Annotated in this window: 24 protein-coding genes and 4 pseudogenes; 12 read left to right on the top strand and 16 right to left on the bottom strand. The window is 63.9% G+C overall.

Annotated elements, in window-relative coordinates; all coding sequences use genetic code 11:
* Window positions 1-24 precede the first annotated feature (24 nt).
* The 3 genes from WS78_RS18135 to WS78_RS18125 form a co-directional block, all read right to left on the bottom strand.
* The gene (locus tag WS78_RS18135) at window positions 25-2,142 is read right to left on the bottom strand and encodes a phosphocholine-specific phospholipase C (RefSeq protein WP_059578370.1); all 2,118 of its coding nucleotides are present in this window, start codon (window positions 2,140-2,142) and stop codon (window positions 25-27) included.
* Between the two features lie 46 nt (window positions 2,143-2,188).
* Window positions 2,189-2,488 carry a hypothetical protein gene (locus WS78_RS18130; protein ID WP_038748281.1) on the bottom strand — a complete coding sequence of 100 codons (300 nt, stop codon included), beginning with the start codon at window positions 2,486-2,488 and terminating at the stop codon, window positions 2,189-2,191.
* 274 nt (window positions 2,489-2,762) lie between these two features.
* Window positions 2,763-3,221: an Lrp/AsnC family transcriptional regulator gene (locus WS78_RS18125; protein WP_038748280.1), complete on the bottom strand. Its 459-nt coding sequence runs from the start codon at window positions 3,219-3,221 to the stop codon at window positions 2,763-2,765.
* Between the two features lie 124 nt (window positions 3,222-3,345).
* On the opposite strand from WS78_RS18125, the gene WS78_RS18120 reads away from it, so the two are divergent.
* The 3 genes from WS78_RS18120 to WS78_RS18110 are packed head-to-tail and all read left to right on the top strand — an operon-like array spanning window position 3,346 to window position 5,222.
* Window positions 3,346-4,074: an AzlC family ABC transporter permease gene (locus WS78_RS18120; protein ID WP_059578374.1), complete on the top strand. Its 729-nt coding sequence runs from the start codon at window positions 3,346-3,348 to the stop codon at window positions 4,072-4,074.
* Window positions 4,071-4,373 carry an AzlD family protein gene (locus tag WS78_RS18115; protein ID WP_038748276.1) on the top strand — a complete coding sequence of 101 codons (303 nt, stop codon included), beginning with the start codon at window positions 4,071-4,073 and terminating at the stop codon, window positions 4,371-4,373. Before WS78_RS18120 ends, WS78_RS18115 begins: the two co-directional genes overlap by 4 nt.
* Window positions 4,374-4,379: 6 nt before the next feature.
* Complete coding sequence (locus tag WS78_RS18110) at window positions 4,380-5,222, top strand: alpha/beta fold hydrolase (protein WP_059578377.1); 843 nt, start codon at window positions 4,380-4,382, stop codon at window positions 5,220-5,222.
* 525 nt (window positions 5,223-5,747) lie between these two features.
* Here WS78_RS18110 and dapA read toward each other — a convergent pair.
* On the bottom strand, window positions 5,748-6,635 hold the full coding sequence (gene dapA / locus WS78_RS18105; protein ID WP_197419453.1) for a 4-hydroxy-tetrahydrodipicolinate synthase: 888 nt from the start codon (window positions 6,633-6,635) through the stop codon (window positions 5,748-5,750).
* Between the two features lie 281 nt (window positions 6,636-6,916).
* Here dapA and WS78_RS18100 point away from each other — a divergent pair, with 281 nt between their 5' ends.
* On the top strand, window positions 6,917-8,656 hold the full coding sequence (locus WS78_RS18100; RefSeq protein ID WP_226377166.1) for a tyrosine-type recombinase/integrase: 1,740 nt from the start codon (window positions 6,917-6,919) through the stop codon (window positions 8,654-8,656).
* 99 nt (window positions 8,657-8,755) lie between these two features.
* On the opposite strand, the gene WS78_RS18095 is transcribed toward WS78_RS18100, so the two are convergent.
* From WS78_RS18095 to WS78_RS18090, 3 genes and pseudogenes are all read right to left on the bottom strand, one after another.
* A protein-coding gene (locus tag WS78_RS18095) for an IS5 family transposase (RefSeq protein ID WP_156437532.1) occupies window positions 8,756-9,567 on the bottom strand; the annotation gives its coding sequence in 2 pieces (ribosomal slippage) (window positions 8,756-9,219 and window positions 9,219-9,567; 813 coding nt in all).
* A gap of 261 nt (window positions 9,568-9,828) precedes the next feature.
* Window positions 9,829-10,044, bottom strand: coding sequence for a hypothetical protein (locus tag WS78_RS36010; RefSeq protein WP_145986824.1), 216 nt, complete (start codon window positions 10,042-10,044; stop codon window positions 9,829-9,831).
* Window positions 10,041-10,325: pseudogene (locus tag WS78_RS18090) on the bottom strand (aldehyde dehydrogenase family protein); the annotation flags it as partial. The gene WS78_RS36010 and the pseudogene WS78_RS18090, both read right to left, overlap by 4 nt.
* A 77-nt stretch (window positions 10,326-10,402) precedes the next feature.
* Between WS78_RS18090 and tnpA the strand changes: the two are divergent.
* The 3 genes from tnpA to tnpC all read left to right on the top strand — a co-directional run bounded on the left by tnpA (window position 10,403) and on the right by tnpC (window position 12,939).
* Complete coding sequence (gene tnpA, locus WS78_RS18085) at window positions 10,403-10,864, top strand: IS66-like element accessory protein TnpA (protein ID WP_059584105.1); 462 nt, start codon at window positions 10,403-10,405, stop codon at window positions 10,862-10,864.
* Complete coding sequence (gene tnpB, locus WS78_RS18080) at window positions 10,864-11,217, top strand: IS66 family insertion sequence element accessory protein TnpB (protein ID WP_059580646.1); 354 nt, start codon at window positions 10,864-10,866, stop codon at window positions 11,215-11,217. Before tnpA ends, tnpB begins: the two co-directional genes overlap by 1 nt.
* A 99-nt stretch (window positions 11,218-11,316) precedes the next feature.
* Entirely contained in the window at window positions 11,317-12,939 is a 1,623-nt protein-coding gene (gene tnpC, locus WS78_RS18075; RefSeq protein ID WP_059670996.1) for an IS66 family transposase, read from the top strand.
* Window positions 12,940-12,948: 9 nt separating this feature from the next.
* Here tnpC and WS78_RS18070 read toward each other — a convergent pair whose 3' ends face one another.
* From WS78_RS18070 to WS78_RS36005, 6 genes and pseudogenes are all read right to left on the bottom strand, one after another.
* A complete protein-coding gene (locus tag WS78_RS18070; protein ID WP_059574446.1) occupies window positions 12,949-13,209 on the bottom strand; it encodes a hypothetical protein in 261 nt (86 codons plus the stop codon).
* A gap of 94 nt (window positions 13,210-13,303) precedes the next feature.
* Window positions 13,304-14,491: pseudogene (locus tag WS78_RS18065) on the bottom strand (aldehyde dehydrogenase family protein); the annotation flags it as partial.
* A 19-nt stretch (window positions 14,492-14,510) separates the two neighbouring features.
* The gene (locus tag WS78_RS18060; RefSeq protein WP_156437380.1) at window positions 14,511-16,175 is read right to left on the bottom strand and encodes a GMC family oxidoreductase; all 1,665 of its coding nucleotides are present in this window, start codon (window positions 16,173-16,175) and stop codon (window positions 14,511-14,513) included.
* A 166-nt stretch (window positions 16,176-16,341) separates the two neighbouring features.
* Window positions 16,342-17,283 carry a LysR family transcriptional regulator gene (locus tag WS78_RS18055; protein WP_038748267.1) on the bottom strand — a complete coding sequence of 314 codons (942 nt, stop codon included), beginning with the start codon at window positions 17,281-17,283 and terminating at the stop codon, window positions 16,342-16,344.
* Window positions 17,284-17,531: 248 nt separating this feature from the next.
* Complete coding sequence (locus WS78_RS18050) at window positions 17,532-18,524, bottom strand: alpha/beta hydrolase (RefSeq protein WP_226377164.1); 993 nt, start codon at window positions 18,522-18,524, stop codon at window positions 17,532-17,534.
* Window positions 18,525-19,445: an alcohol dehydrogenase catalytic domain-containing protein gene (locus WS78_RS36005; RefSeq protein WP_156437381.1), complete on the bottom strand. Its 921-nt coding sequence runs from the start codon at window positions 19,443-19,445 to the stop codon at window positions 18,525-18,527.
* Between the two features lie 300 nt (window positions 19,446-19,745).
* Between WS78_RS36005 and WS78_RS18035 the strand changes: the two genes are divergently transcribed.
* Window positions 19,746-20,636, top strand: a complete 891-nt coding sequence (locus tag WS78_RS18035; RefSeq protein WP_059584030.1) for a LysR family transcriptional regulator — start codon at window positions 19,746-19,748, stop codon at window positions 20,634-20,636.
* Between the two features lie 28 nt (window positions 20,637-20,664).
* Here the strand turns inward: WS78_RS18035 and WS78_RS18030 are convergent.
* The 3 genes and pseudogenes from WS78_RS18030 to WS78_RS18025 form a co-directional block, all read right to left on the bottom strand.
* A pseudogene (locus tag WS78_RS18030) lies at window positions 20,665-21,057 on the bottom strand (IS5/IS1182 family transposase); the annotation flags it as partial.
* Window positions 21,058-21,082: 25 nt separating this feature from the next.
* Window positions 21,083-21,270 (bottom strand): annotated as a pseudogene (locus WS78_RS37660) (transposase); the annotation flags it as partial.
* Window positions 21,271-21,427: 157 nt separating this feature from the next.
* A complete protein-coding gene (locus tag WS78_RS18025) occupies window positions 21,428-21,802 on the bottom strand; it encodes a winged helix-turn-helix transcriptional regulator (protein WP_059608709.1) in 375 nt (124 codons plus the stop codon).
* Between the two features lie 130 nt (window positions 21,803-21,932).
* Here WS78_RS18025 and WS78_RS18020 point away from each other — a divergent pair, with 130 nt between their 5' ends.
* The 4 genes from WS78_RS18020 to WS78_RS18005 all read left to right on the top strand — a co-directional run bounded on the left by WS78_RS18020 (window position 21,933) and on the right by WS78_RS18005 (window position 25,586).
* Window positions 21,933-22,694, top strand: a complete 762-nt coding sequence (locus tag WS78_RS18020) for an isochorismatase family protein (RefSeq protein WP_052145010.1) — start codon at window positions 21,933-21,935, stop codon at window positions 22,692-22,694.
* A 255-nt stretch (window positions 22,695-22,949) separates the two neighbouring features.
* On the top strand, window positions 22,950-23,240 hold the full coding sequence (locus WS78_RS18015) for a DUF1427 family protein (protein ID WP_085701526.1): 291 nt from the start codon (window positions 22,950-22,952) through the stop codon (window positions 23,238-23,240).
* Window positions 23,237-25,129, top strand: coding sequence for an amidohydrolase (locus WS78_RS18010; protein ID WP_038755458.1), 1,893 nt, complete (start codon window positions 23,237-23,239; stop codon window positions 25,127-25,129). Before WS78_RS18015 ends, WS78_RS18010 begins: the two co-directional genes overlap by 4 nt.
* Before the next feature lies 1 nt (window position 25,130).
* Window positions 25,131-25,586, top strand: coding sequence for a DoxX family protein (locus WS78_RS18005; RefSeq protein ID WP_059584761.1), 456 nt, complete (start codon window positions 25,131-25,133; stop codon window positions 25,584-25,586).
* Window positions 25,587-25,610: the final 24 nt, after the last annotated feature.

The following is a 25,610-nucleotide window of genomic DNA, read 5'->3' as shown; positions in this document are numbered from 1 at the left end:
CGCCGCCCGCATTCCGATCGTGCGTCAGGCCGTGACGGGCGCGATCGCCGCCGGATCGGAATAACTCGTCTTGCCGTTCTCGACATGGCCCGCGAAGCGGCGCACGAACTTGCCCGTCGCGCCGTCGGACACCGTCACGTCGTACCAGTGATGGCTCGCCGCGAGCGCCCATTGCTCGACTCGTTCGTCGCCGCCGCGCAGCGTGATGCGGCGCGGCGACGCGCCGTACGCATTGTCGGTCAGCGTGAGCTGCACGCTCCGGCCGCCGTGATTCTTCAGCTTCAGATACAGATTGCCGTTCGCGACGTCGTAGCCCGCCTTCACTTCCGGATGCGCGGCCGCGTGCCGCCCGTGGCCCTCGGCGGCGGCGGCGCCTTCGAACGCGCGCGCGAAGCCGTTCGGGCCGTACACCGAGAACGCATACGCGCCGTCCGTAGCCGCGAGATCGAATTCGTCGTGCAGCGAGCCGTGCGCGCCGACCGTGTAGCGCCACGGGCCGTCGCTGCGATTCGCTGCGTACACGTAGAAGTGCGCGCCTTGCTCGCCGCGGTTCGCGAACTCGATTCGCAGGCGCGCGCCGCCTTGCACCGACGCGTTCACGTGCAGTTCGTACGGCAGCGCGCGCGCCGGGCGCACGCCGGGCTCCTGCGGATCGACGGGGCTCGGCGCGGCGGGCACCGTCGGCGCGGGCTTCGTCGAGCACAGCCGATCGGCGATCGACCGATAGTTGCTGGTGTCGGGCAGCGGCGGCAGCGTCGCGTCCGGCGTGCGGAAATCGAACGCGGACGTGAGATCGCCGCACACCGCGCGGCGCCACGGCGTGATGTTCGGCTCGTCGATGCCGAAGCGCGCGGCGATGAAGCGGATCACCGACGTGTGATCGAACACCTGCGAGCACACGAAGCCGCCCTTCGTCCACGGCGACACGATCGTCATCGGCACGCGCGGGCCGAGGCCGTACGGCAGGCCGTCGGCCGTGTAGCTGCCGCCGCGGCCCGGGTTCACGACGTCGTGGATCTCGCCGTCGACGGTGATGGTGGACAGGCCCTGCGCGCGCGTCGTCGCCGGCTGCGGCGGCACGACGTGATCGAAGAAGCCGTCGTTTTCGTCGTACATGATGAAGAGCACGGTCTTGCGCCATACGTCGGGGTTCGACGTCAGCGCGTCGAGAATCTGCGACGTGTAGTTCGCGCCGTACGCGGGCGTGTATTTCGGGTGCTCGGAGAACGCGGCGGGCGGCAGCAGCCACGACACCTGCGGCAGTTTGTTCGCGAGCACGTCGGCTTTCAGGTCGTCGAGCGTGCGCGCCGTCTGCGCGCGCTGATACAGCGACGAGCCCGGCTTCGCGTTGATGAAGTTCGCGAAGTTCTGCAGGACGTTCGTGCCGTAGTTGCCGTTCAGCGGATCGGCGCCCGTCGTGCCCTGCTGATAGATCTGCCACGAAATGCCGTTCGCCTCGAGGCGCTCGGGATACGTGGTCCACGTGAGCAGGTCGTACTTCGGCGGCACGTCGCCGTCGACGTAATCGTTGTTGTCGAGCAGCGGGCCGCCGTACTTGCCCGTCGGGTCGACCGTGCCCGTCATCAGATACGAGCGGTTCGGATGCGTCGGGCCGGGCAGCGAGCAGAAGTAGTTGTCGCAGACGGTGAACGCATCGGCGAGCGCGTAGTGGAACGGGATGTCCTCGCGCACGTGATAGCCCATCGTCATGTCGGTCTTGTTCGCGGGCCACTGGTCGTAGCGGCCGCCGTCGATCGCGGCGTGCGTCTTGTACCACGAGTGATCGAGATCGCCGATGCATTGCGCGCTCGTCGTCAGCGTGTTCAGGCGAAACGGCAGCACGGGCTTGCCCGGATCGGCCTTCGACGGCTGATACCAGACCGGCTTGCCGTTCGGCAGCGGGATCGGAAAGCGGTCGTTGTAGCCGCGCACGCCGCGCAGGTGTCCGAAGTAATGATCGAACGAACGGTTTTCCTGCATGAACACGACGACGTGCTCGACATCGCGGATCGTGCCCGTGCGCGACGCGGCGGGAATCGCGAGCGCGCGGCGAATCGATTCGGGAAACACGGTGAGCGCGGCGGCGGCGCTCGCGGATTGCGCAACGGTATGCAGGAAACGGCGGCGGCTTTCTGACGTCATGTTTTCACCTTTGGCTCTGCGGGGAAGAAGGCGCGGCAAAAAGCGATCAGCCAGGATGCGATGCGGGCCGCGCGGAGGCCGCCGTCGCGCCGGATGCATCGTCGGCGTCGTCCTCGGGCGGGTAGTGGATCACGGGCGTCGCAAGCGGCGCGCTCGCGCCTGCGTTGCCGGCCGCCGTCGCGTTGCCGTTGAACGCGTTCGCGGCGCCGCCCTGCGGCGATGCCGGCGATGCGTCCGCGTGCGATTCCGCGCGGGCGTGCGAAGCCTCGTCGCTGCAAGCGGCGACGAGCGGCGCGACGCACAGTGCGCCGGCGAATGCGGCGAGAGCGGCGAGACGCTGGCGCATCGGCGTGTCTCCTGGAAGATCGCGAGTCTTGAACGTCCGCAAGTATGAGGAAACGATGCGTCGGTTACGTGAATCGTTTGCGACCGCCATATTATGACGATTGGCTTTCGGGCGGCCGGCGGCGGCGCGCGGGCGGCGCGGCGGCCGCGGACGCACGGCGCGGTGCGACGCTGTGCGGTGCGGCGTCTTGCGGCGCGCCTGGCCGCGCAGCCGGTCGAGTCGCGCGGCGATCGCGCGCGCCCTCGAATGCCCGGGCCGCCGAACCTTCACGCCGTCAAACCGGCACCTCCGACGTCAGCTTCACCTTCTGCAGCGGAATCTCGGTCTTCACGCTCTGCACGCCCTTGATTCGCGTCAGATGATGCATCTGGAACTGCCGATAGTCGTCGATGTCGGCGGCGACGACGCGCAGCAGGAAATCGCAGTCGCCCGCCATCAGATGGCACTCGACGACCTGCGGCAGTTGCCGGACCGCCTCGGCGAAGTGATCGACGGAGCCCGCGTCCTGCTCCTTCAGCCAGACGCGCGTGAACACGGTCAATCCGCGGCCGACTTTCGCGGGGTTGAGCACCGCGACGTATCGCTCGATCACGCCGTCCTCCTCGAGCAGCCGGACTCTCCTCAGGCACGGCGAAGGCGACAGGCCAACCTCTTTCGCGAGCTCGACGTTTTGCAGCCGGCCGTCGCGTTGCAGGGCTTGCAGGATGCGTCGATCGATGGCGTCAAGTTTCATTGGAATTCAATTCCAGAAAAGTATTGAAAATAGGTGGTTCGTACCAATTCGACATCAGGATATAGCAACAACGCAACCCAATTTCATCGAATTTGGCAGACAATATTGCCTCGAAGGAGGTTTCATGAACAGTCTGCCAACATCAACCGTCATTTCCGAGGAATCCACTGCAAGATCCGAAGCGTGGCGCGGCCTGCGCGCATCGCTGCCCGTGATGCTCGGCTTCGTTCCGTTCGCGCTCGTGCTGGGCGCGCAGGCGGCGCAAAAGGGCCTGAGCATCGTCGAAGTGCCGCTCCTGACCGGCCTGAATTTCGGCGGCGGTTCCGAATTCACGGCGATCCGGCTGTGGACGTCGCCGCCGCACATCTTGCTCATCGTCGCGATGTCGTTCCTCGTCAACTGCCGGCATATCCTGATGGGCGCGGCGTTCGCGCCGTATCTGCGGCATCTGTCGCGCAAGCAGACCTTTCCGGCGCTCTTCTTCATGTGCGACGAAAGCTGGGCGATGGCGCTCGACGACGCGCGGCGGCAGGCGCGCGGCCGCGTGAGCCTGCCGTATTACCTCGGCGTGTCGGCCGGGCTGTATCTGACCTGGATCTCGTGCACCGCGCTCGGCGCGGCGCTGGGGCCGACGATCGGAGACGTCGAGCGATACGGCTTCGACATGGCGTTCACCGCGGTATTCCTGGTGCTGCTGCGGGGCATGTGGAAAGGCGCGCGCGCGAGCCGTCCGTGGCTCGTCAGTCTCGTCGTCGCCGCGGTGACCTATCTGCTCGTGCCGGGCGCGTGGTACGTCGCGGCGGGCGCGCTCGCCGGGCTCGTCGCCGCCGTCGTCTGCGGGGAGCGGTCATGATCGACGTGTCCACGTTGCTGACGATCGTGCTGATGGCCTCGTCCACCTACCTGAGCCGGATTCTCGGCTACGTCGTGCTGCGCAATCGCACGCTGAGCCCGCGGATGCTGGCGGTGATGGAAAATGTGCCGGGATGCGTGCTGGTGTCGGTGATCGCGCCGGCGTTCGTGTCGGACAAGCCGGCCAACTTGCTCGCGCTGGCGATCACGCTGCTCGCGGCAACCCGCTTGTCGATCCTGCCGACCGTGCTCGTCGGCATCGTGTCGGCGGGCCTGTTGCGGCATCTGCTCGGTCAGTGACGGAACATGGACGAGCGGCGACACGCGACGGAAGATCGCCGGGTCGATACCGGGCGGGGGAGCCTGTTCGTGCGATGCTGGGCCGCGCCGCAACGCGCGCACGCGCACGACGGTGTTCCGCCACCCATCGTGCTGTTCCACGATTCGCTCGGCTGCGTTCGCCTGTGGCGAACGTTTCCGCAAGCGCTCGCCGAATGCACGGGCCGGCAGGTGATCGCGTACGATCGGCTCGGCTTCGGGCAGTCCGATCCGCGCACGGACACGCTCGACGCGAGCTTCGTGCGCGACGCGGCGCGGCGGTTCTTTCCGATGCTGCGCGAGCAGCTCGGCTTCGATCGTTTCGTCGCGCTCGGCCATAGCGTGGGCGGCGGCATGGCGGTGCATTGCGCGGCCGCGTATCCGTCGGCGTGCGAAGCGCTCGTCACCGAATCCGCGCAGGCGTTCGTCGAAGACAGGACGCGCGCCGGCGTCGCCGACGCGCGCGAGCAGTTCAAGCAGCGCGACGCGTTCGAGCGTCTGCGCGCGTATCACGGCGACAAGGCGCGCTGGGTGCTCGACGCCTGGATCGATACGTGGCTGTCGCCGGGGTTCGCCGGCTGGTCGCTCGAAGATGCCTTGCCGCAGGTGACGTGCCCGACGCTCGCGATCCACGGCAGCGACGACGAATACGGCTCGAATCTTCATCCGGAGACGATCGCGCGCTTGGTCGCCGGGCCGGCGCGGATCGAGATCGTGCCGGGCGCGCGGCACGTGCCGCATCGCGAGCGCGAGCGGTGGGTGGCGGAGCTTGTCGCGACGTTTCTTCGCGAGGTGCGGTGCGGCGGTTCCGAGCAGGGCGGTTCCGAATAGGCTGCATGGCGTTGGCGTTGGCGTTGGCGGCAACGGCAACGGCAACGGCAACGGCAGCGACGAGCGACGAGCGACGAGCGACGAGTGGCGAGTGGCGAGTGGCGAGTGGCGGGCCGTTGCGGCGCGCGCCGCTGGCGGCCGGCTTCCGTGTTCTCGGTTCCGCAAGCACGGCCATGTAATGAAACGCCGACACGCCCGCGTGTCGATACGCTGACGTTCCGAAACGCCGAAACGCCGAAACGCCGAAACGCCGAAGCTCCGAAGCTCCGAAGCTCCGAAGCTCCGAAGCTCCGATGCGACAAAGCGAACTATTGTCGAGTCGATGATGAGTCGAAAAGATGAACGACGAGACGACGCGTCACTCTAGAAAGCGACGCTCGAATCGACGGATTCGAACCGCCGCCGCATCACATACAAGCCACCGATCGACGCGTTGCCTTCCGCACGAACCGCACGAACCGCACGAACCGCACGAACCGCACGAACCGCTCAAACCGCTCAAACCGCTCAAACCGCTCAAACCGCTCAAGCGTCGGCCGTCTCGCTCTGCCGCAGCGCTTCCCAATGCGCGGCCAGCCGCGCTGCGAGCGCGTCGCTCACCGGCAGGAACGGCAGTCGCAGCTCGTTGTCACACCAGCCTTGCGCGGCGAGCAGCGCCTTCACGGGCGCGGGATTCGGTTCCGCGAATAGATCGGCGATGAGCGTTTGCAGCGCGACCGCGATCCGTCGCGCGTCGTCGAGCCTGCCTTCGCGCAGCAGCGCGTGCACGCGCACGTGCCACGCGGGCAGCACGTGCGCGGCGCTCGTGATCGCGCCGTGCGCGCCCGCGCACAGCGCCGCGAAATTCTGGCTGTCGTCGCCGGAGAGGATGCGCAGCGGCGTTTCGTGCACGAGCCGCAGCATCCGTTCGATCGTCCCGCCGCATTCCTTCACGCCGACGACGCGCACATCGCGCGACAGCGCCTGCAACGTGTCGAGCTCGACGTTCACGCCGGTCCGGTACGGAATGTTGTAGATGAGTACGGGCAGATCCGCCGCTTCGACGATCGCCTCGATGTGCCGCCGCACGCCCGCTTGCGACGGCCGAACGTAGACGGGCGGCGTGGCGAGCAGCCCGTCCGGGCGCAGTGCCGCGAGTTCGCGCGCGCGCTCGGCGACCGCGCGCGTTGCGCTCCCGTTGATGCCGAGCACGATCGGTAGCGTCGGCGCGGCGTCGCGCAGCGTTGCGAAAATCGCTTCCTGCTCGCCGGCGTTGAGGAGTGCGCCTTCACCCGTCGTCGCACCGGCGACGAAGCCCGCGATCCCTTCGCCCGCGTAGTGCCGAGCGAGGCGCGCGAGTGCCGGATGGTCGATTTCGCCCGCGTGGAACGGCGTGACGATCGGAAGCCAGATACCTTCGAAACGTGATTGCATGTGCATCCTCTAGGTGAAACGAATGGAGGGAAACCGTCCTGCCGGCCGGTGCCGGATCGAGATATGTGCGAAGAGCGAGTCAGCGCGCGGGCGACCCGCCCGGCGGTCGCCCGACACGATACGACGTCCCCGCGTGTTGCCGTTGATCTGCATGTCTCGATGTTGCGGAAGACGGTGATAGTGCAAGGTTATCAATGGGTTAGTGGTATTGGGGAAATGGGGATCACTGTCATGCAATTGCCCCCTTTTACTCAAACCGCTTACGCAGAAGTGACACAAACTTGGCTCGTATCAACTTCACCGCCGGGCGCGTGCGCGACTTTCGCTGCCCTCCCGATGCCAAGCAATTCTTTATGTGGGACTCGGGTGCGCCGGGCCTTGGGCTGCGCGCCACCGCTGGCAGCGTGTCTTATGTCTTCCAAGGTCGCATCGCGGGCAACACGGTTCGCACCACAATCGGCGACGCTCGCACATGGGATATCGATGGCGCTCGCCAGAAAGCGCGCGAACTTCAGAAACTCATCGATGAGGGTAAAGACCCGCGCGTCGAAAAGGCTACGGCTATCGCGGTTACGCAGGCACGGCGAGTCGAGTCGCGGCGCCGTCAGGCCACGCTGGATACTGCATGGAAGAGCTATATCGAAGCGAATCGTTCCCGCTGGAGCGACCATCATGTTGCGGATCATGAGAAGGTGTCTCATCGTGGCGGCGAAATGAGAAAGCGCGGACGCAAGCAACCTCGCGTTGGCGGCGCACTATCGAGTCTACTTGATGTGCCGTTGCCGGACTTGACCGCAGACGTGATTGCCGAGTGGCTAAAGCGCGAGACGGAAAGCCGACCGACCCAAGCTTCGCTCGCATTTCGATTGCTGCGCGCATGCGTGAACTGGTGTGGCGAACAACATGAATGGCCGGGACTTGTGCCGGAACACGTATGCCGTACACGCAAGGTGCGTCAGAACGTCCCAAAGATTCGTGCGAAATCCGATTGCCTCCAGCGAGAACAACTGGCTCCATGGTTCGACGGCGTGCGTCGGATTGCAAACCCTATCGTATCCGCATACCTGCAGGCGTTGCTTCTCACGGGAGCACGCCGCGAAGAAATGAGCGAACTCAAATGGACCGATTTGGACTTCCGCTGGAACACGTTGATCCTGTGGGACAAGGTGGACGGCGATCGAACGATTCCTCTGACGCCGTATGTGGGATCGTTGCTGGATGCATTACCTCGCCGCAATGAATGGGTCTTTAGCAGAGTCAAGTCGGAATCCGGCCGCTTGCAAGCTCCCGACGATCGGCATCGCATTGTCTTGCGGGCAGCGCATCTCGAAGGGCTCACCCTGCATGGGCTGCGCCGCTCGTTCTCGACGCTTACCGAGTGGATCGAGTGTCCTGCGGGCGTCGTCGCACAAATCACGGGCCACAAGCCAAGTGCCACGGCGCAGAAGCATTACAAGCAGCGCCCGATCGATTTGCTGCGCGTGATTGCCCGCGAATCGATCACGGTGATGCCTATATCCGCCAACGATCTCGAATGGTGGACCAAGCTCGACGAGACGGCTTTGTCTTGCGACGCGATGTGTTCGCACGATCGGATTGTCGTCCGTATAGGCGACGCGAAAACCTGGATCGCATCGCTTGGCACGAAGTTACCTGGCATATTGGCTGAGAACTGTTCGAAGTCGTCCGGCACATCGGCAGATCGGGATGTGTTACAAAACCCATCGGCGGCGGATATGACCGAAATTCGCTCGGTTCAACAATCAACCGTTTCGGTCGCTTGGCAGTTGCGGCTTGTCGAGCATTGGCCAGATATCGTGCGCGAGCATGGGGCATCCGTGGAGGCTCGCGCTGTCATGCGATACATCAAGAAGCATGACGAGTCGGGCGTGATTGTGGCTCATCCTGTCGCCGACGAATTGATGTGCCGTACGCAACTCGGCGATACGAAGATCGTGGGTCTCAAGACGTTCAAAAACGCCGCGAGCTTGCTGCGCAAGCGTGGTTGCCTGGGGACGTAGGGCTTTGCGAGGGGAGTGTGCGTGCTTCCCTCGGCATCCCGAGGGTGTCCCGAGACCGTCCCGTCTATCGTCCCGAAGTCGCTGAATGCCTAAGCATCTCTAACAGAATGATGTTTGAAGTTGTCGCCGGCAAATGATGCAGGCGGCGATGTTCACGAACGCTTCGTGGATTGCCGCGAGGCGTTCGAACCGGATGCGCTGCCGCCTGAAGTTGTGCAGCCATGCAAAGGTACGCTCGACGACCCAGCGAGTCTTGCCAAGGCCGCTGCCGCGAGGCCCCCCACGGCGAGCGATCTGCGTGGCGATACCGGCAGCGTGCAGAGGCTTGCGATATTTGCCGTGGCCGTGGCCGCGATCGGCTTGCACGATGACGGGCTTTGACTGCGGCCGTCCCCGCTCGCCGCGAATGGGTGGAATGGCCCCGATCAGAGGCGGCGGTTGAGTGACGTCGTTGCGGTTGGCGCACGTGAGAATCAGCGCGAGCGGGATGCCCTGCGCTTCGGTAACGAGGCGGTGCTTTGAACCGGGTCGTGCCCGATCGGTGGGATTGGGTCCTGTTTTTGACCTGATCCCACTGCGCGAATGGAGGATGAATCGATGACCACGCGCGACCAGTCGATGCGATCGGCCGCTCGAAGTTTCGCCAGCAGCACCTCGTGCAGCCGGTCCCAGGCGCCTGCCTGTTGCCAGTCGCGCAGTCTGCGCCAGCAACTCATGCCCGAGCCACATCCCATTTCCTGCGGAAGCATCTCCCAGGGAATACCGGATTGCAGCACGAACAGGATGCCGGTGAGCACGGCGCGATCGTCGAGCGGCTTGCGCCCCGGGTGTCGCGTGCGGCGTGGCTTCGGTGGTGGCAGCAATGGTTGGATGAGTGACCACAATTGGTCATCGAGTAACGGTTTTGCCATTGCCCCCTCGTCAGCGAAACAACGAAGCGGTTGACAATGCGTGCGCCGGGTTATCAGCCCCCTGATACTCATTTTGTTAGAACTTTTAATAAGTCGAAAGCAAATGACGATTCACGAATCGGACTGATTCAGGATCGCGCTGGACCGCAGGCTCGAGTCCTGACGGCACAACGACTCGAGTCGATTGCACGGTCGATTCGTCTGACATGGCGCGACTGCCGTCATCGACGAGCCGTCCGCAACATTCGACGGTCTGGGCAATCAAGGATCGATTGCGCGCGCCATGACGTGAGTGACGGAATAGTGTCGCCGATACAGTGACGATCTCTTATCGATGCGTCTTTCCGCATCGAGCGGCCGCGTATCGATGTTTGCCAGGCAGCCGCCGCCGTTGCGGGGTGATTTTCCCGACGCGTTCCATCGCACTTCGTTGAGTCCCGTCATAGGATGCCCGTCGCGAATGATCGCGCCTGTCATTGAGGGACTCCGGTGCTCAGCGTGATGTGTTTGTACTCGATGAAATCGTCGATGGCGGCGGCGCCGTTGAGGCGGCCGAGGCCCGACTGGCGGTAGCCGCCTTCCTCGAATTCGTCGTAGATCTTCGCCCAGTCGTTGATCCAGATCGTGCCCGCCTGCAGCGCGCGCGCGACCCGCATCGAGCGCTGGACGTCGCGCGTCCACACCGCAGCGGCGAGGCCGTATTCACTGTCGTTGGCGAGCTTGATCGCTTCGTCTTCCGTGTCGAACACCGTAAGCGCGAATTTAACCCCACCTAGAATCGAAAGCTGAACGAGCGCAGGCTTGCGTCCGCAACTACAACTTGCGGACGCAACCGATGACACAGAACGAAGTTGATTTCCTGCCACTGCGGGTGACCGGCGTGACCGCGACGGGCAAGCGCAGGTTTGACGCCGAGGGTAAGCGCAAGCTGATTGAAGCCTGCCTGCAGCCGGGCGCGTCAATTGCCGGACTGGCGTTGAAGGCGGGTGTGAACGCGAACCAGCTGCATAAGTGGATTCAATTGCGCGAACGCGCGAATGCTGCTGTGACGGCGTGCGTCGAGCCCTTGCCATCGGCATTCGTGCCGGTCGTTCCGATCAACGAGGTGGCACCGGTGCGCACGAACCCCGAGCCGGTGAACGTACGGCGAACGTCACACAGGTACGAAGCGGCGAAGGCAATGACGCCGGCGCGACTATCAGCGCAGTTGCCCAACGGCGTAACGCTACAGCTCGAATGCGCCGCACACGATGGCGCTCTCGTGAAGGCGATGATCGAAGCGTTGGGGGCACGCTGATGTTCCGCTTCGACGCGGACCTGCAGATCTACCTGCACCGCGAGCCCATCGACTTCCGCGCCGGCATCAACAGCCTCGTCGCGCTGGTCGAGCAGTCGATGCTGCTCGATCCGCTTGCGCGAGCCGTCTTCGCGTTCCACAACCGCAAACGCGATCGCGTGAAGCTTCTGCTGTATGACCGGGCCGGATTCTGGCTCCTATTGAAACGCCTCGAGGCCGACCGTTTCGTTTGGCCCCGCCGTCAGCAAGCCGTGATCGAACTGACGGCCGAGCAGCTTCACCTGCTGCTCGACGGCGTCGATATCGACGCCGTGCGCCGCCACCCAGCGCGGCAGTACTGCCACACGAACTGAAGCAGGGTATCGCCGCTGTTGTCAGTAAACAACGGCGGCTTTAGCTGTTACAAATTCGCGTAAACCTATTTGGCTCTGCGTTTCGCTATCGTTGAGCGCATGTCCCCTCCCAATCTCCCCCGACTTCCGCGCACCGCCAAGGCCTATATCCACAAGCTGGAGGAGCGGGTGGCGGCCGATGCTCAGGTCATTGCCGAGCGTGACGCCAGGATCGACGAATTGACCAAGCGCCTGGATGCGCTGGAAGAGCAATATCGTCTCGCGTTGGCCCGACAGTACGCGCCGAAGAGCGAGAAGCGCCGCGACCGCGTGTTCAACGAGGCCGAAGAGGCAGCCCACGCTGAGCCGGCCGAGGAGGACGACGGCGAGCCGCTGACGTTGCCCGATACCGGGTTGCCGGAACCCGGCCAGCCTGAACCGCGCAAGCGTGGCCGCAAACCGCTGCCCGCGGACCTGCCGCGCGAGCGAATCGAGTACGACCTGCCCGAAGACCAGAAGATCTGCCCGTGCTGCAGCAAGGCAATGCATCGGATGGGCGAGGAAATCAGCGAACAGTTGCACATGCAGGTCAAGGTCTCGGTGCTGCAGCACGCGCGTTTCAAGTACGCGTGTCGGCACTGCGAGCGTCACGGCACGCACACACCGATCGTGGTCGCGCCGATGCCGGCGCAGCCCTTGCCGGGTAGTCACGCCAGTGCATCGATGATCGCCGCCGTCACGGCCGGCAAGTATGTCGACGGCACGCCGCTGTACCGGATGGAAGACGTGCTCGCACGCTCGAATATCGCAGTCAGCCGCGGTACGCTGGCGAACTGGATCATCCGCCCCGCCGAGCTTCACTACACGCGCCTGTTCAAGGCGCTCAAGAAGATTCTGCTCAGCCAGTGGCTGATTCACGGCGACGAGACCACCGTCCAGGTCCTGAAGGAGAACGGCCGAAACGCGCAGGACAAGTCATACATGTGGGTCTACCGAAGCGCGGAGGATAGCGAGCAGCCGGTGGTGCTGTTTGAGTACCAGCCGGGGCGTGGCCAGCAGTACCCGAAGGAGTTCCTCGGAGACTACGCGGGCACGCTGATGACGGACGGCTGGCCTGCGTGGCGGACGGTCAAATCGGCCACGCACCTCGGATGCCTTGCGCATGGACGCCGGATGTTCACGGATGCGCTCAAGGGGCAGAAGAACAAACCGAGCCCCCGCATCACGAAGGCGCTCGAATTCTTCCAGGCGCTGTACCAGGTCGAGACGCTCGCCAAACAGACGTTGCCCGAAGGCGAGACGCTGGCCGATTACCGGTACCGCTTGCGCCAACAGCACAGCGTGCCGTTGCTAAACGCCTTCAAGAGTTGGCTCGACGAGCTCGCGCCGAAGGTTCTGCCCAAGAGCCTGCTAGGCGAGGCGATCGGCTACTGTCTCCGGCAATGGCCTTACCTGAGTCGCTATGTGGACGATGGCCGGTTTGCAATAGACAACAACGTCATCGAACGCGACATCAGGCCGTTTGCCACGGCGAGAAAGTCGTGGCTCTTCAGCGATACGGTCGACGGCGCGAAAGCGAGCGCGATGGTCTACAGCCTGATGCTCACGTGTCGAGCCTGTGGCGTCGATCCCCATGCCTATCTGCTGCACGTGCTGACCGAATTGCCGCAGCGCGCACCGGATGCCGATATTAGCGACCTGCTACCGTTCAACTTCGCTCGACAGCAAGCCGTTACCGGGTAACTCCGATCGCTACCGCGCTGGGCCGAAGTATTGGTCCCACTGTTCCGAATCGGGATCGAGTCGGCGCACAATCGCGTCGTCTGCCCGCGCGATCAACCGTTCCAGCATCTGGCGCTTCGTTACCGAGTAACGGCGAGCTAACCGCGTCAGAGCAAGATACGCTTCCGTGCTCATCCACATATCCAGACGTCGATCACCGTTGCCGTCCTTGCCTGCCGTCTCGCGCCTTGCCCGATAAGCCGCCTGCCGCTGCGCCGTCGTTTGCGTCATCTCGCATCTCCTTCGTTACCCGGTAACTATCGATTCGAAACATGTTACCCGGTAACACGTCACCTAACGACGTGTGGCGGATTTAGCGCTTACCGAACACCTGCAGCGTCATCACCGGTCCGAACGTTTCATGCTGCACGATGTCGAGCCCCGGATCGTCGACTTCGAGCAGCGTCGGCCGGTAGAACGCACCTTTCGCGAGATCGCCGTCGGTGGCGGGGCCGCCCCGCAGCAGCACCTTTGCGCCGGCCGCGATCGCCAGTTCGACGGCGCGGTCGACGCGCGCGACATTGGCCCGGTCGATGAGCGGCCCCATGTCGCTGCGCGGGTCGGCGGCGGGACCGACGCGCACCGCGCCGAGGCGCGCGGCGAGACGCGTGCGGACAGCCTCCGCCACGCGCCGCTGCACGAGCAGGCGCGAGCCCGTCATGCAGAACTGGCCGGCGAACACGGTGATCGACTTCTCGATGACGGGCAGCGCGGCGTCGAGATCGGCGTCGTCGAACACGACATGCGGCGTCTTGCCGCCGAGTTCAAGGCCGAAGCGCTTCAGGCGCTGCGCGCCGGCGGCCGAGATCGCGCGGCCGGTCGCCGTCGATCCCGTGAAGCTGATGACGGGCACGTCCGGCGATGCGACGAGGTATTTCGCGCCGTCGGAGCCGGATTCGCTGAATACGTTGACGACGCCGCGCGGCAGCGACGGTGCTTCGGACATCACCCTGGCGACGAGCGCATTGGTTTGCGCAGTCTGCCCCGGCAACTTGACGACGGCGGTCGTACCGGCGGCGAGCGCGGGCGCGAGCGAGCGCACCATCAGCACGACCGGCGAGTTCCACGGCGCGATGATGCCGGCGACACCCATCGGCTCGCGCAGCACGAGCGACACGACGTCCGGGTGCGGCGTGCCGCCGTGAGCGCGCTCGGCGCGCGCGAGCGCCGCGTAATAGCGCAGCTTCGACGGCACCATTTCGACCTCGAACCGGGCTTCCGGCTTGATCTTGCCGTTCTCGAGCGAGAGCTGGTCGATCAGTGCATCGGTGTGTCGTTCGAATGCGACGGCGAGTTCCTCGAGTACCTTGGCGCGCAGCGCGGCGTTGCGCTTCCAGGGCGTGCGATCGAACGCGCGCAACGCGGCGGCGACGGCCGCGCGCGCCTCGGTTTCGCCGCCGTCGGCATAGCGGCCAATCACGGCGCCGGTTGCGGGATCGAGCGAATCGCGATGAACGGGCGAATCGACCCATTCGCCGTCGATCCAATGCAATGCATGAGAAATGGAAGTCATGAGTTTCCCCGGCCCGGATTCAGAGGTAGTGGCGAGCGATATGCTCGGCCGTTGCGATGGTGGTGACGTTGGTGGCGACGGAAACCGAGTCCGGGAAAATCGACGCGTCGACGACGCGCAAGTTGTGCATGCCGTGCACGCGCCCGTCGAGGTCCACGACCGCGTGCGGATCGCCCGGAACACCCATCGGCGCGGTCGACGTGGGGTGGTGGTAGGTGTCCAGGGTCGACCTGACGGACGCGAGGATCTGCTCGTCGGTCGCCGCGCCCGGGCCGGGATTCAGCTCGGAATGAATGAGGTCCGACAATGGGGCGGTGCGGCCGATGCGCCGCGCCAGCTTGATGCCGTCGAGCAGGCGCACGCGGTCCTGCTCGTCGGCGAGGAAGTTCAGGTCGATCACCGGCGCGTCGCCCGGCTTGCGGCTCGCGAGCTTCAGGCTGCCGACCGACAGCGGCCGCGTTAGCGCGACCGCGAGCACGAAGCCGACCTTGGTCGGGCTCTGGTCGTGCGGGAACAGATGGGTCGCCGTGACGTGCAAATCGAGGTCGCCGTTTTGCGCGGACGCGCTGTGCGTCCAGAGGAACGCGCCGATCACGGGCGACTGGTCGCCGATTCTGTCGGGGCGCGCCGCGTAGGCGTTGTAATAGAAAGGGTGATCCTTCAGGCGCTGCCCGACGGGCAGATTCGCGACTTCGGGGATCGACAGCGCGCGCAGATCCGCGCCCGGTCCGATGCCGGATCGCAGCAGAATCGCGGCGCTGCCGTAGCTGCCCGCGCTCAGGATCACTTCGTTCGCGTGGATTTCCTCGCCGTTCGCAAGCCTGACCCCGATCGCGCGGTCGCGGTCGAAGAGCACGCGGTCAACGAGCGCGTCTCCCCGGATTCGCAGGTTGTTGCGCGCGCGGACGTCGTTGGTCAGATAGGCGATGCCCGTGTTGACGCGCACGCCGTTGACGATGTTCATCGAATACGGGCCGACGCCGTTGGCGTCCGGACCGTCGAAATCGTCGATGACGCGATAGCCATTCGCGACGGTCGCATCGACGAACGCGCGTTGCATCGGCGTGATGTCCTCGCGGGTCAGCTGGCGTACCGGCAGCGGGCCGGCATGGCCATGCAGCGCGGCGCTGCCGCTGTCGCGGCTTTCGAGTCGCTTGAACGACGGCAGCATGTCGTCGAATGACCAGCCCGGAAGATTCCAGTTCTTCAGATCCTGCGGGCGAGGGCGAATGGCGACCGCACCGTTGATCGCGGAACTGCCGCCGAGCACCTTGCCGCGCAGCGCGCCGATCGGGTGATCGATGTAGCCGGTCTGGGTGCGGTAGCCCCACTCATGGCGCGCGTCGCCGCCGACGATGTCGCTGCTCGCGATCACGTGCGGATAGTCCCACGCGGCGTAGTTGCGGCCGGCTTCGAGCAGCAGCACGTTGCGGCTCGTCTTCTCGCTGAGACGCGCCGCCAGCACGGCGCCGGCCGAGCCGCCGCCGACGATCAGCACGTCGAGCGTGCGTTTGCCGTTGCCGGCGCGGCGGCGGGACGGCGCGTCTGTCGGTGCGTCGGCGGAGGCCGGCGCCGCGGTCGCTTCGCCGTTGAGCAGCGAGCCGACGGCGAGTGCGGCCGAATGGGAGAGTGTCTGCGCGAGCATCGTGCGGCGCGCGAGGTTTCGCAGGGTATCGTCACTCACGGTCGTGGGCCTTGTGAAAATGAGTCGCGACCAGATTACGAATTGCGAACGCACCGGCATAGCCGGCGGCAGGCGAACGCGGCGTTCGGTTTCCACGAACGCCGGGCCCGACAACGACGTGTGCGGCACATGGGCGGCGATTGGGCCCAGGGGGCGTGAAGCGCCGTTACGCCTGCCGGACGCGAGGCAGAATGCCGCGCTCGACGAGCGCGGCGTCCCAACTGGCCGGTTGGCCGATCTCGTTGGCGAGAAACTGGACGAGCGCCTGGATTTTGGGCGACGTGCGAATCGTTTTTCGGTACAGCGCGGATATCTGTCCGCCCGGCGGGGGGTGGTCCGGCAGAACGGGCACGAGATCGCCGGCGGCGAGCGCTTCGGCGGCGAGGAACGTGGGTAGGATCGCAAGGCCCAGGCCTGCCAGTGCGCCCGCCAGCAATTGATGTCCCGAATCGGTTCGCATCCGGACACGGATACGAAACGACTGCTGGGTGCCGTCGAGCGGCAGGCTCCACATGCCGTTGGGCTCGCGATTCAGATAGATCAGTCCGTCGTGCTGCAGTAGATCCGCGGGATGCGCAGGCACGCCGCGCCGGGCAAGATAGGCGGGGCTGGCGCAAATCAGGTGGTGATTGGCGGTGAGCGTGCGCGCGACGAGATTCGAATCGGTCAGCTTGCCGATGCGTATTGCGAGGTCGAAATGACCGTCATGCAGATTGGATAGCCGGTCCTCCGCCTCGACATCCACGCAGAGGTCGGGATATTTCGCGGCAAAGCGAACCAATAGCGGCGCAAGCTGGCGCGTGACGAACGTGGCCGGCACCACGAGCCTCAATGTGCCGTGCAGGCTCGCTCCGGCTTCCTGAACGTCGGATTCGATTCTTTCGAGCTCCTGAAGAAGCGGTCTCGAATGATCGAAGTAACTTTGTCCGGGTTCGGTCAGCTGCAGCGGGCGACCGCGTTTGAGTAACATGCAGCCGAGACGCTTTTCGAGCTGCTGGACGCGCTGGCTGACGATTGACTTGGTCGTGCCGAGGCGGCGGGCGGCTTCGGAAAAGCTGCCTGATTCGACGACGGCCACGAACGTGCTCATGTCGGAGAATTTGTTCATTTTTCAGTGCGGCAGGCCGAGATCGGCGCGCGGGCCGGCCCGCGCGCCGCGTGACCGCTCCATCTGGAATACGTAGCCGGGCAGGTTCCTGGTCGCGGAATCGCTGCGTGCCAATCCGTCCATCAACTGCTTCCCCCAAGTTCCGCGGTCACAAGCCCGGCGCTCGCGACTTGCCGTCCATGCACCGAGCCTCGTCGGACCGTGCGTGTCATTTCGGATGTATGCCCGGCGCCAGCCGGGCTTACGGATTACTGTGAGGCAGTTTGTTTCCGGAGAAATCGTATTCCATCGTCTAGTGCGACCTCGCCTCGGGGATGATTCGCCTTGTCCTTGAAGAACTGGATGAAACCGTGTGACTGCCCTTCGTAGACGATGACGGATGCTTCAACGCCTGCTTCTTTCAGGCTGCTTGCGTACGCGACGTTCTCGTCGCGCAACGGATCGAGCTGGCCGACCTGAATCAGTGTTGGCGGCAGATCGGCATGATCTCCCAGGATGGGGGAAAGCAGCGGCGCATGCGGACTTGTTTCCGTCGGCACATAGCTTGCGAGCACATTGCGCATCACCTCCCGCGTGGGAAAGTACGCGTCGCCCAGCTCGGCCCATGAGGGTGTGTCCAGTTTGTTGCTCACGGACGGGTACATGAGCCATTGCGCCACCGGTCGAGGACCGCCGCGATCGCGGGCGAGCATGGCGGTCGCCGTCGAAAGAGTCGCACCGGCGCTATCGCCGCAGAGCACGACCCGCTTGGCATCGCCGCCCATTTCGTCAACGTGGTCGGCCGTCCATCGCAGCACGGCGTAGACGTCTTCAAGACCCGCGGGGAACGGAAATTCGGGCGCGAGCCGGTAGTCGACGGCAATCACGAGCGCGCGAGCACGGCTGGCGATCGCGCGCGCGAGCACGTCGTGCGTATCCAGATCGCCGGACACGAAGCCGCCACCATGCGTGAACAGCACGACCGGAAGTCGTTCGTCCGCTCGCGCATCGGTCGGCTTGTATACGCGCACCGGGATGTTTCGGGCGGGATGCGTGGCGGCTACATCGATCGCGAGCACCTGATCGACCGGGTCGGGTGCGCCGGCAGACGGAATCATTGCGCGATAGGACGTTCGCATGTTTTGGGCGAACGTCGCCGTTTGGTCGTTGACCCATTGTGCCGCGGTCGCACCCGGCTCGACGATTCGATGCGGCGCCAAGATGCCGAAACGTGAATGGCTAATGAGTTTCCACTGAAACATTCATACACTCCTAATCCTGCTGTTTGGACACGTACTCGAATGGCAGCGGCCTGCCTGTGCCATCCGCTTTGATAGAAACCCGGACAAGCCGAAGGGTATCGGCGTGGGTGGCATTCGTTGCGCGGCCGACCGGCTGAGCTGTTTGCGGCGCGAGTGCCGATCGCACGATCTCAGCGACGAAAGTCTGGCGAATTGCCCGGCCCCGTTCCTGTGTTGCCGGAAAATCGCCGTCACCCGAGCGGCGTGCATGGCGTGTCGCTCGGGCGAACCCGTCGGGCGAACGTCAAGACTTCGGATGCCGAGCGAATCCCTCAGGGTGCCGGCGCCGACGCCTTCCCGCACGACGTCGACGCCAGACGGAACAACTTCCTTGACGGTTGCAGCAATTTGCCCGCCGTCGACGAGAGCAAGATCGGCGCCGACGTCGCGCATCCGCTGAAAATGGGCTTGCGCCCGGTTCGTAGCTATGACCGTGACGCAACGGTATTTCGCATGGGCGATTGCCGCGAGCGCGACCGAAGGCGTACCACCACGGATCAGCAGCGTTTGGACGGAACAGATCGCCAGCACCTTGTCGAGCGCGCCGGCCGCAGTGACATACGCTTGCGGCAACGCGGCGAGCGCTTCCCATGAAAGCGCCGAGTCGTCCACGGCGACGACGTTGCCGCGCAGAACGGTGACTTGCTCCGCGTAGCTGCCCGGTCGCGTGAATGGCAGCCCGCCCATCGCGGTTGCGACGGCCTGTCCGGTTCGACGCTGGCCGGCAGGATCGTGGAGCACTTCACCGACCGCTTCGACGCCCGGCACGCGAGGCTGGTCGCCAATTGGCCCGAGGTTGCCCGACCGGAGATACATCTCGGCGCGGTCGAGTCCGAACGCGCGAACGCGAATCCGGATTTCGTCGTCGCGGGGATTCCGCATCGGCACGTCCTGCAACTGCAGGACGTGCCGGGCCGCCGAAGCGTTCGATGACGTAGGCCTTCACGAGAACTCCGGATGCGCGCCGGGCGCGCACGCGACACGGTCTCCGTACCGGGCGTCTCCATCGTGACGCCCGGCGGAATCCGCTTCGGCATGCGTTGCCCGAGGTGCGAAAAGTTGCGAAATGACGGCTCATCCGTTAGATCGATGAGCCGTCGAACACGCGTCATTCTGGATTGGTCAAATCTGCAACGGAACTAGCTAAAATGAAAAAATCTCTTTCATTTTTGGCAGGCTGAATTGGACCTCAACGACGTACGGATATTCGTGGGCGTCGTGCAGACGGGCAGCCTTTCCGGTGCCGCCGCGCGGCTGGAGATGCCGTTGCCGACGGTCAGCCGCCGTATTCGTGCGCTCGAGAAGCAATTGCAGGTGCAGTTGCTGGAGCGCACCACGCGCGGCACCAAGCTGACCGAAGCCGGGACCCGGTTCTACGAGCATGCGAGCCGAGGCGTCGAGATGCTCGCCGAGGGCGAGCAGGCGGTGGTCAGCGATCAGGCCCGGCTGAAGGGACGGTTGCGCTTGTCGTTGCCGCCCGCATTCGAGGCGTGGTGGGAGCTGTTGTCGGCGTTCGGGAAGCGGTATCCGGATATCCACTTGCACGTGTATACGACCGAGCGTCGAGTCGATCTGATCGAGGATGGGATCGACGTCGCGCTGCGGATCGGAGCGATCTCGCACGAAGCGATGGTGGCGCGCCGGTTACTCTCCTACCGCCACGTCCTGGTCGCCAGTCCGGCGATGATCGACGCGTTGGGTACGCCGGAGGCGCCAGACGACCTGCATCGGTTCCCCTGTGCGGTCTGGAGCACGGGTGCGAATTTCAGTCGGGGATGGCGTTTGGGCGAGCAGACGTTCGAACCCGGCGTCGTCTTGTCCACCAATGACTATTCACAGTTGCGCCGCAGCGCAATATCCGGAGAGGCAGTCACGGAGCTCCCGCCGTTTCTCGCCGCCGATCCGATTCGTCAGGGACGGTTGACTGCGTTGCTTCCCAACCACCCGCTGCCTGAACAGCATGTCAATCTGCTGTATCCGTCGCATCGGCATCCGTCGGCGCTGGTGCGCGCCTATCTCGAGTTTTGCCAATCGCGGCTTGCGTGGTTTGCAAGCGCTTGTGCCGTTGGCTAGGCTAGCGCGTTGCCGCATCGGATGGGGCGGCCCTCAGGGTCCGCAGCGCCTTCTTCATCCGTTTGCACTGCTTCGCGTGCGCATGGCGGCCAATCTGGCTCTCCGGGCGGGGCGCCTCGCGGTTGTCGTTCTGCCTCAGCTTCGGCCCATGTCGAGCGGCCGCCTTCACCGGATGTTCGCGGCAGCGCTCGAGCAGCCGCGAATCGGTCGGATAGGCAATCGCCTTCTTCATCACCGTCGTATCGACGATCACGCGCTTCAGACTCGCGTGCTTGACGACCTTGGCCCGTTTGGCCGCCTCGATCGTCTCCGCCAGCCGCTTTTCAACGCAAGCTTCGCCCAGCCGCTTGCGCCAGCGCGTCAGGCTCGGCGGATCGAGCGGCAGCTTGGTCTGCAAGTACGTCTCACCCGTGAATACCTGAAGCGCCCCGAGGATGTAGGAGACGTCCACATCCCATTTCCTGCGGAAGGATCTCCCAGGGAATACCGGATTGCAGCACGAACAGGATGCCGGCGAGCACGGCGCGATCGTCGAGCGGCTTGCGCCCCGGGTGTCGCGTGGGCGTGGCTTCGGTGGTGGCGGCATCGGTTGGATGAGTGACCACAATTGGTCATCGGGTAGCGGCTTTGCCATCGCCCCCTCGTCAGCGAGACGACCAAGAGGTTGACAGAGCGCGCACCGGGTTAACAGCCCTCGCTACTCATTTTGTTAGAACTTTTAAGTATCGCCTCAAATCGAGCACGATACGTATGATGTCGGACCGAATAGGGAGGGAGAACCACAAAGACGTTCACTGATTGACGTCTTGACTCGATAACTCATCACCGAACAGTTGATCGGAAATCTGCGCCATCGCATGAAAAACCGGCTCGAGCAACTTGCCCCTGTCGGTAATCATGTACTCGACATAGGGCGTGGCCGACTTCCGAGCGATGCGTTTGACGAGCCGCTGCTGTTCGAGATATCGCAGTCTTTCAGTCAGTACCTTCGACGAGACCGGCTCGACTATTCGTTGGATTTCCGCGAAGCGATAAGTAGCCCCATCCAGCAGAAGCCACAGAATCCGTGGCATCCATGTGCCGGAAAAAATATCCACGAAGCGCTCGAAGGGGCAAGGTTGCCTGGACGCCGGGAACGGCGCGATTCTGGGGGTGGGTTGGTCCATGTCGAGTCCTGTCGGTTACCAATTGGTAAGTACCTTACCGTATAGAAACTTGCGTGTTAGTGTCGCACATACTCGCCATTGATGTGTAGAAGCGTTTAGCGAGATCCCTCCACTAATTTCGGATAACAAAATGATCGACAGACCGGCAGATATTGTTAGCCCCACCACCAATCAGATCCAGCCTCCCGTTGTTTCGGCGGAAGACGCGGCGCGCGCTGGCCGTGTGCCGTACGACAAGCCGACGCCGGAAAACGCGATCGTCCTCTTTATCGATCATCAGATCGGGCTGATGGCGGGTGTGCGCGATTTCGGCTCCTTGGCCGAATATCGAAGCAATGTCGTCGGCCTCGCGCGCGCGGCGAAGGCGCTGAAGATGCCCGTGCTGATCTCGTCATCGAACGCGCAATGGCAGAACGGCGATACGCTACCCGAGATCAAGGACATCTTCGGCGACGAGCCGATCTACAGGCGCACCGGCATCATCAACTGCTACGAAGATCCGACGTTTCGCGCAGCGCTGGAGAACCTGGTTCGGCAAACTGGCCGCAGGCACATCATTATTTCCGCCGTGACGATCGGAACCTGCTGTGCGTTCCCGACGCTCTCCATGTTGCAAGACGGCTACAAGGTGTTTCCTGTCGTCGACGCATGCGGCGCGTGGAACGCCTATGAGGCGCAGGCCGCCATGTCGCGGATGAGCAAGGCTGGCGCTGAACTGGTCACGACGTTCGCGCTCGCCTGCGAGCTTCAAGCCGACTGGAAGCTGCCGAGCGCGAACGACATGCTCGCACCGTTCATCCAGAACCTTCCGGAATACGGATTCGTACTGCAGAACTTCTGGAACAACGCGAATCAGCACGCGGTTCCGGACCCGTTCGGGATCGTGAAGTAAGCTCATTGAATCATGTTGTAGAGAAAGGAATTGGAAATCGAATTTGATAATTCGGCATCCATAATATATTGGCAGGAAGTTCCGCCACGTCGCGCAAGCGTGAGTGGCGGAAACGCATTCGATGCGCCCAGACGCCGCGCTTCAAACGACGCGGCGATCGAACCTACGCGCCCCCGCTTCGCGAGACAAATTGCAGAGCCGCAGAGCCGTTGGGGATTTCAATTTCGCTTCGGGTGAAATGTTTTTCACACGCTCATGAAACTCTACCTGTTGTCATTGGGAGCCGGCGTTTTCGTCGGCGTCATTTACAGCCTGATCAACGTGAGATCACCCGCGCCGCCACTCATCGCGCTGCTCGGCCTGCTCGGCATGCTGGGCGGCGAGCAGATCGCACCGCTCGCAAAACGCTTGCTTGGCGGGAATACGCTGCAGGCCGCCTGGCGCGATGCAGGTTGCAGCAACCACATCTTGGGGATGCTGCCCGGCCGGCCGGCGCCCAAGCAGTCAAGCGCCATATCGGAATCCACCGGAGACATTCGCTCATGACCGCCTCTTTCCACATTCCCGATCTCGTCTTGCGCAACGGACGATTCGTGACTCTGAATCGGTCGAAGCCGACGGCGAGCGCAGTCGCAATCGAAAACGGCACGTTCGTCGCTGTCGGCGACGAGGCGGAAATCATGCCGCTCGCCGGTTCGAACACGCGCATTGTCGATCTGAACGGCCGCCTCGTACTACCGGGGCTGATCGACAACCATGCGCATCTCGTGCGAGGCGGCTTGAACTTCAACATGGAACTGCGTTGGGACGGTGTGCGCTCGCTGGCCGACGCAATGGACATGCTGAAGCGGCAAGTCGCGATCACGCCGCCGCCGCAGTGGGTGCGCGTGGTAGGCGGCTTCACCGAGCAGCAGTTCGTCGAAAAGCGGTTGCCGACCATCGACGAGCTGAACGCCGTGGCGCCGGATACACCGGTATTCATCCTGCATCTGTACGACCGCGCGTTGTTGAACGCTGCAGCATTGCGCGTCGTCGGATACACGAAGGAAACCCCCGAGCCTCCTGGCGGCAAGATCATGCGCGATGGCCAAGGCAACCCGACTGGCCTGCTGCTCGCGAAACCGAATGCATCGATTCTCTACGAGACCCTCGCGAAAGGCCCCAAACTGCCATTCGACTATCAGTTGAATTCGACGCGTCATTTCATGCGCGAACTGAATCGACTCGGTGTCACCGGCGTGATCGACGCGGGCGGCGGTTTCCAGAACTATCCGGAAGACTACGAGGTGATTCAAAGGCTCGCGGATGAAGGACAACTGACCGTGCGGCTTGCGTACAACCTGTTCACGCAAAAACCGAAGGAAGAAAAGCAGGACTTCCTCAATTGGACAAAAACCTCGAAGTACAAGCAGGGGGACGATTACTTTCGGCACAACGGTGCCGGTGAAATGCTCGTCTATTCCGCCGCAGACTTCGAGGATTTTCGTGAGCCGCGGCCTGACACGCCGCTACAGATGGAAGACGAACTGGAGGCCGTGGTGCGCGTGCTGGCCGAGAATCGCTGGCCGTGGCGCTTGCACGCGACGTATGACGAGACAATCAGCGGCGCGCTCGACGTATTCGAAAAGGTCAACCGCGATATACCGCTGGCGGGTCTCAACTGGTTCTTCGATCATGCCGAGACGATCTCGGAGCGCTCGATGGATCGTATCGCCGCACTCGGCGGCGGCGTCGCCGTCCAGCATCGGATGGCTTATCAAGGTGAATACTTCGTCGAACTCTACGGCTCGACCGCCGCGGCAGCCACGCCGCCGGTGGCGAAGATGCTGGAGAAGGGCATTCGGCTATCGGCCGGCACCGACGCCACGAGAGTCGCTTCGTACAACCCGTGGGTATCCCTCGCGTGGCTGGTGACGGGAAGAACGGTCGGCGGTCTGCGCCTGTACCCGCAACGCAACTGCGTCGATCGCGAAACGGCGCTGCGCATGTGGACTGAGAAGGTGACCTGGTTCTCGAACGAGGAAGGAAAGAAAGGGCAGATCGCGGTTGGACAATTCGCCGATCTGATCGTGCCGGACCGCGACTTCTTCTCCTGTGCCGAGGACGACATCGCGCACACGACTTCGATGCTGACGCTGGTAGGCGGGCGCGTTGTCTATGGAACGGGCGAGTTCGCTTTTCTCGACGACGGCGAGCCGCCGCCCGCCATGCCCGACTGGTCGCCGGTGCGGCGGTTCGGCGGCTTTGCGGCCTGGAGGGATTCGAAGGGCGACGCAGAGGCGGCGTTGCAGAAGGTGGCCGGCGCGTCGTGCGGTTGCGCAAACGCATGCATCGTGCATGGGCACAGCCACGACCAGGCGTGGTTGCGCAGCGTACCCGCGTCCGATGCGCGTTCGTTCTGGGGAGCGCTCGGCTGTGCGTGCTGGGCGATTTGATATGGACGCGGTCAAGACTCGCCGTCCCGCATGGGTGAGCGCGATCCTCGGCTGGCGCCCGCTTGTGCCAATGGCTCGAACGGCGCTGGTGTCCGCCTACCTGTTCGGTAGCCTAACGAAGCTCTTGAATTATCGGGCGGCCATCGCCGAGCTGAATCACTTCGGACTTCGACCAGGGTGGCTTTGGGCGGCTCTCGCCATTGCCGTCGAGCTGGGCGGGTCGGTTTGCGTCATCGCGGATCGTCTTGCTTGGCTCGGCGCCGGCGGCCTCGGATGCCTGACGGCAGTCGCGATGCTGGTCGCGAATGATTTCTGGAACATGGCCGGTGCCGCTCGGCTGCGTGCGGCCAACAGCTTTTTCGAGCATCTCGGATTGATTGCCGCGCTGTTAATGGCGGTGTGGCTGTCCGATTCGATTCGTCGAGATGGCAAGCGCCATCTTCATGAAAAACCATAAAGATACTTCAATGCCATGTCCCTC

Source organism: Burkholderia savannae, from assembly GCF_001524445.2.
Classification (GTDB): Bacteria; Pseudomonadota; Gammaproteobacteria; order Burkholderiales; family Burkholderiaceae; genus Burkholderia; species Burkholderia savannae.
Note: the sequence above shows the minus strand (reverse complement) of the source record. Positions and strands in the feature narration are given on the sequence as shown.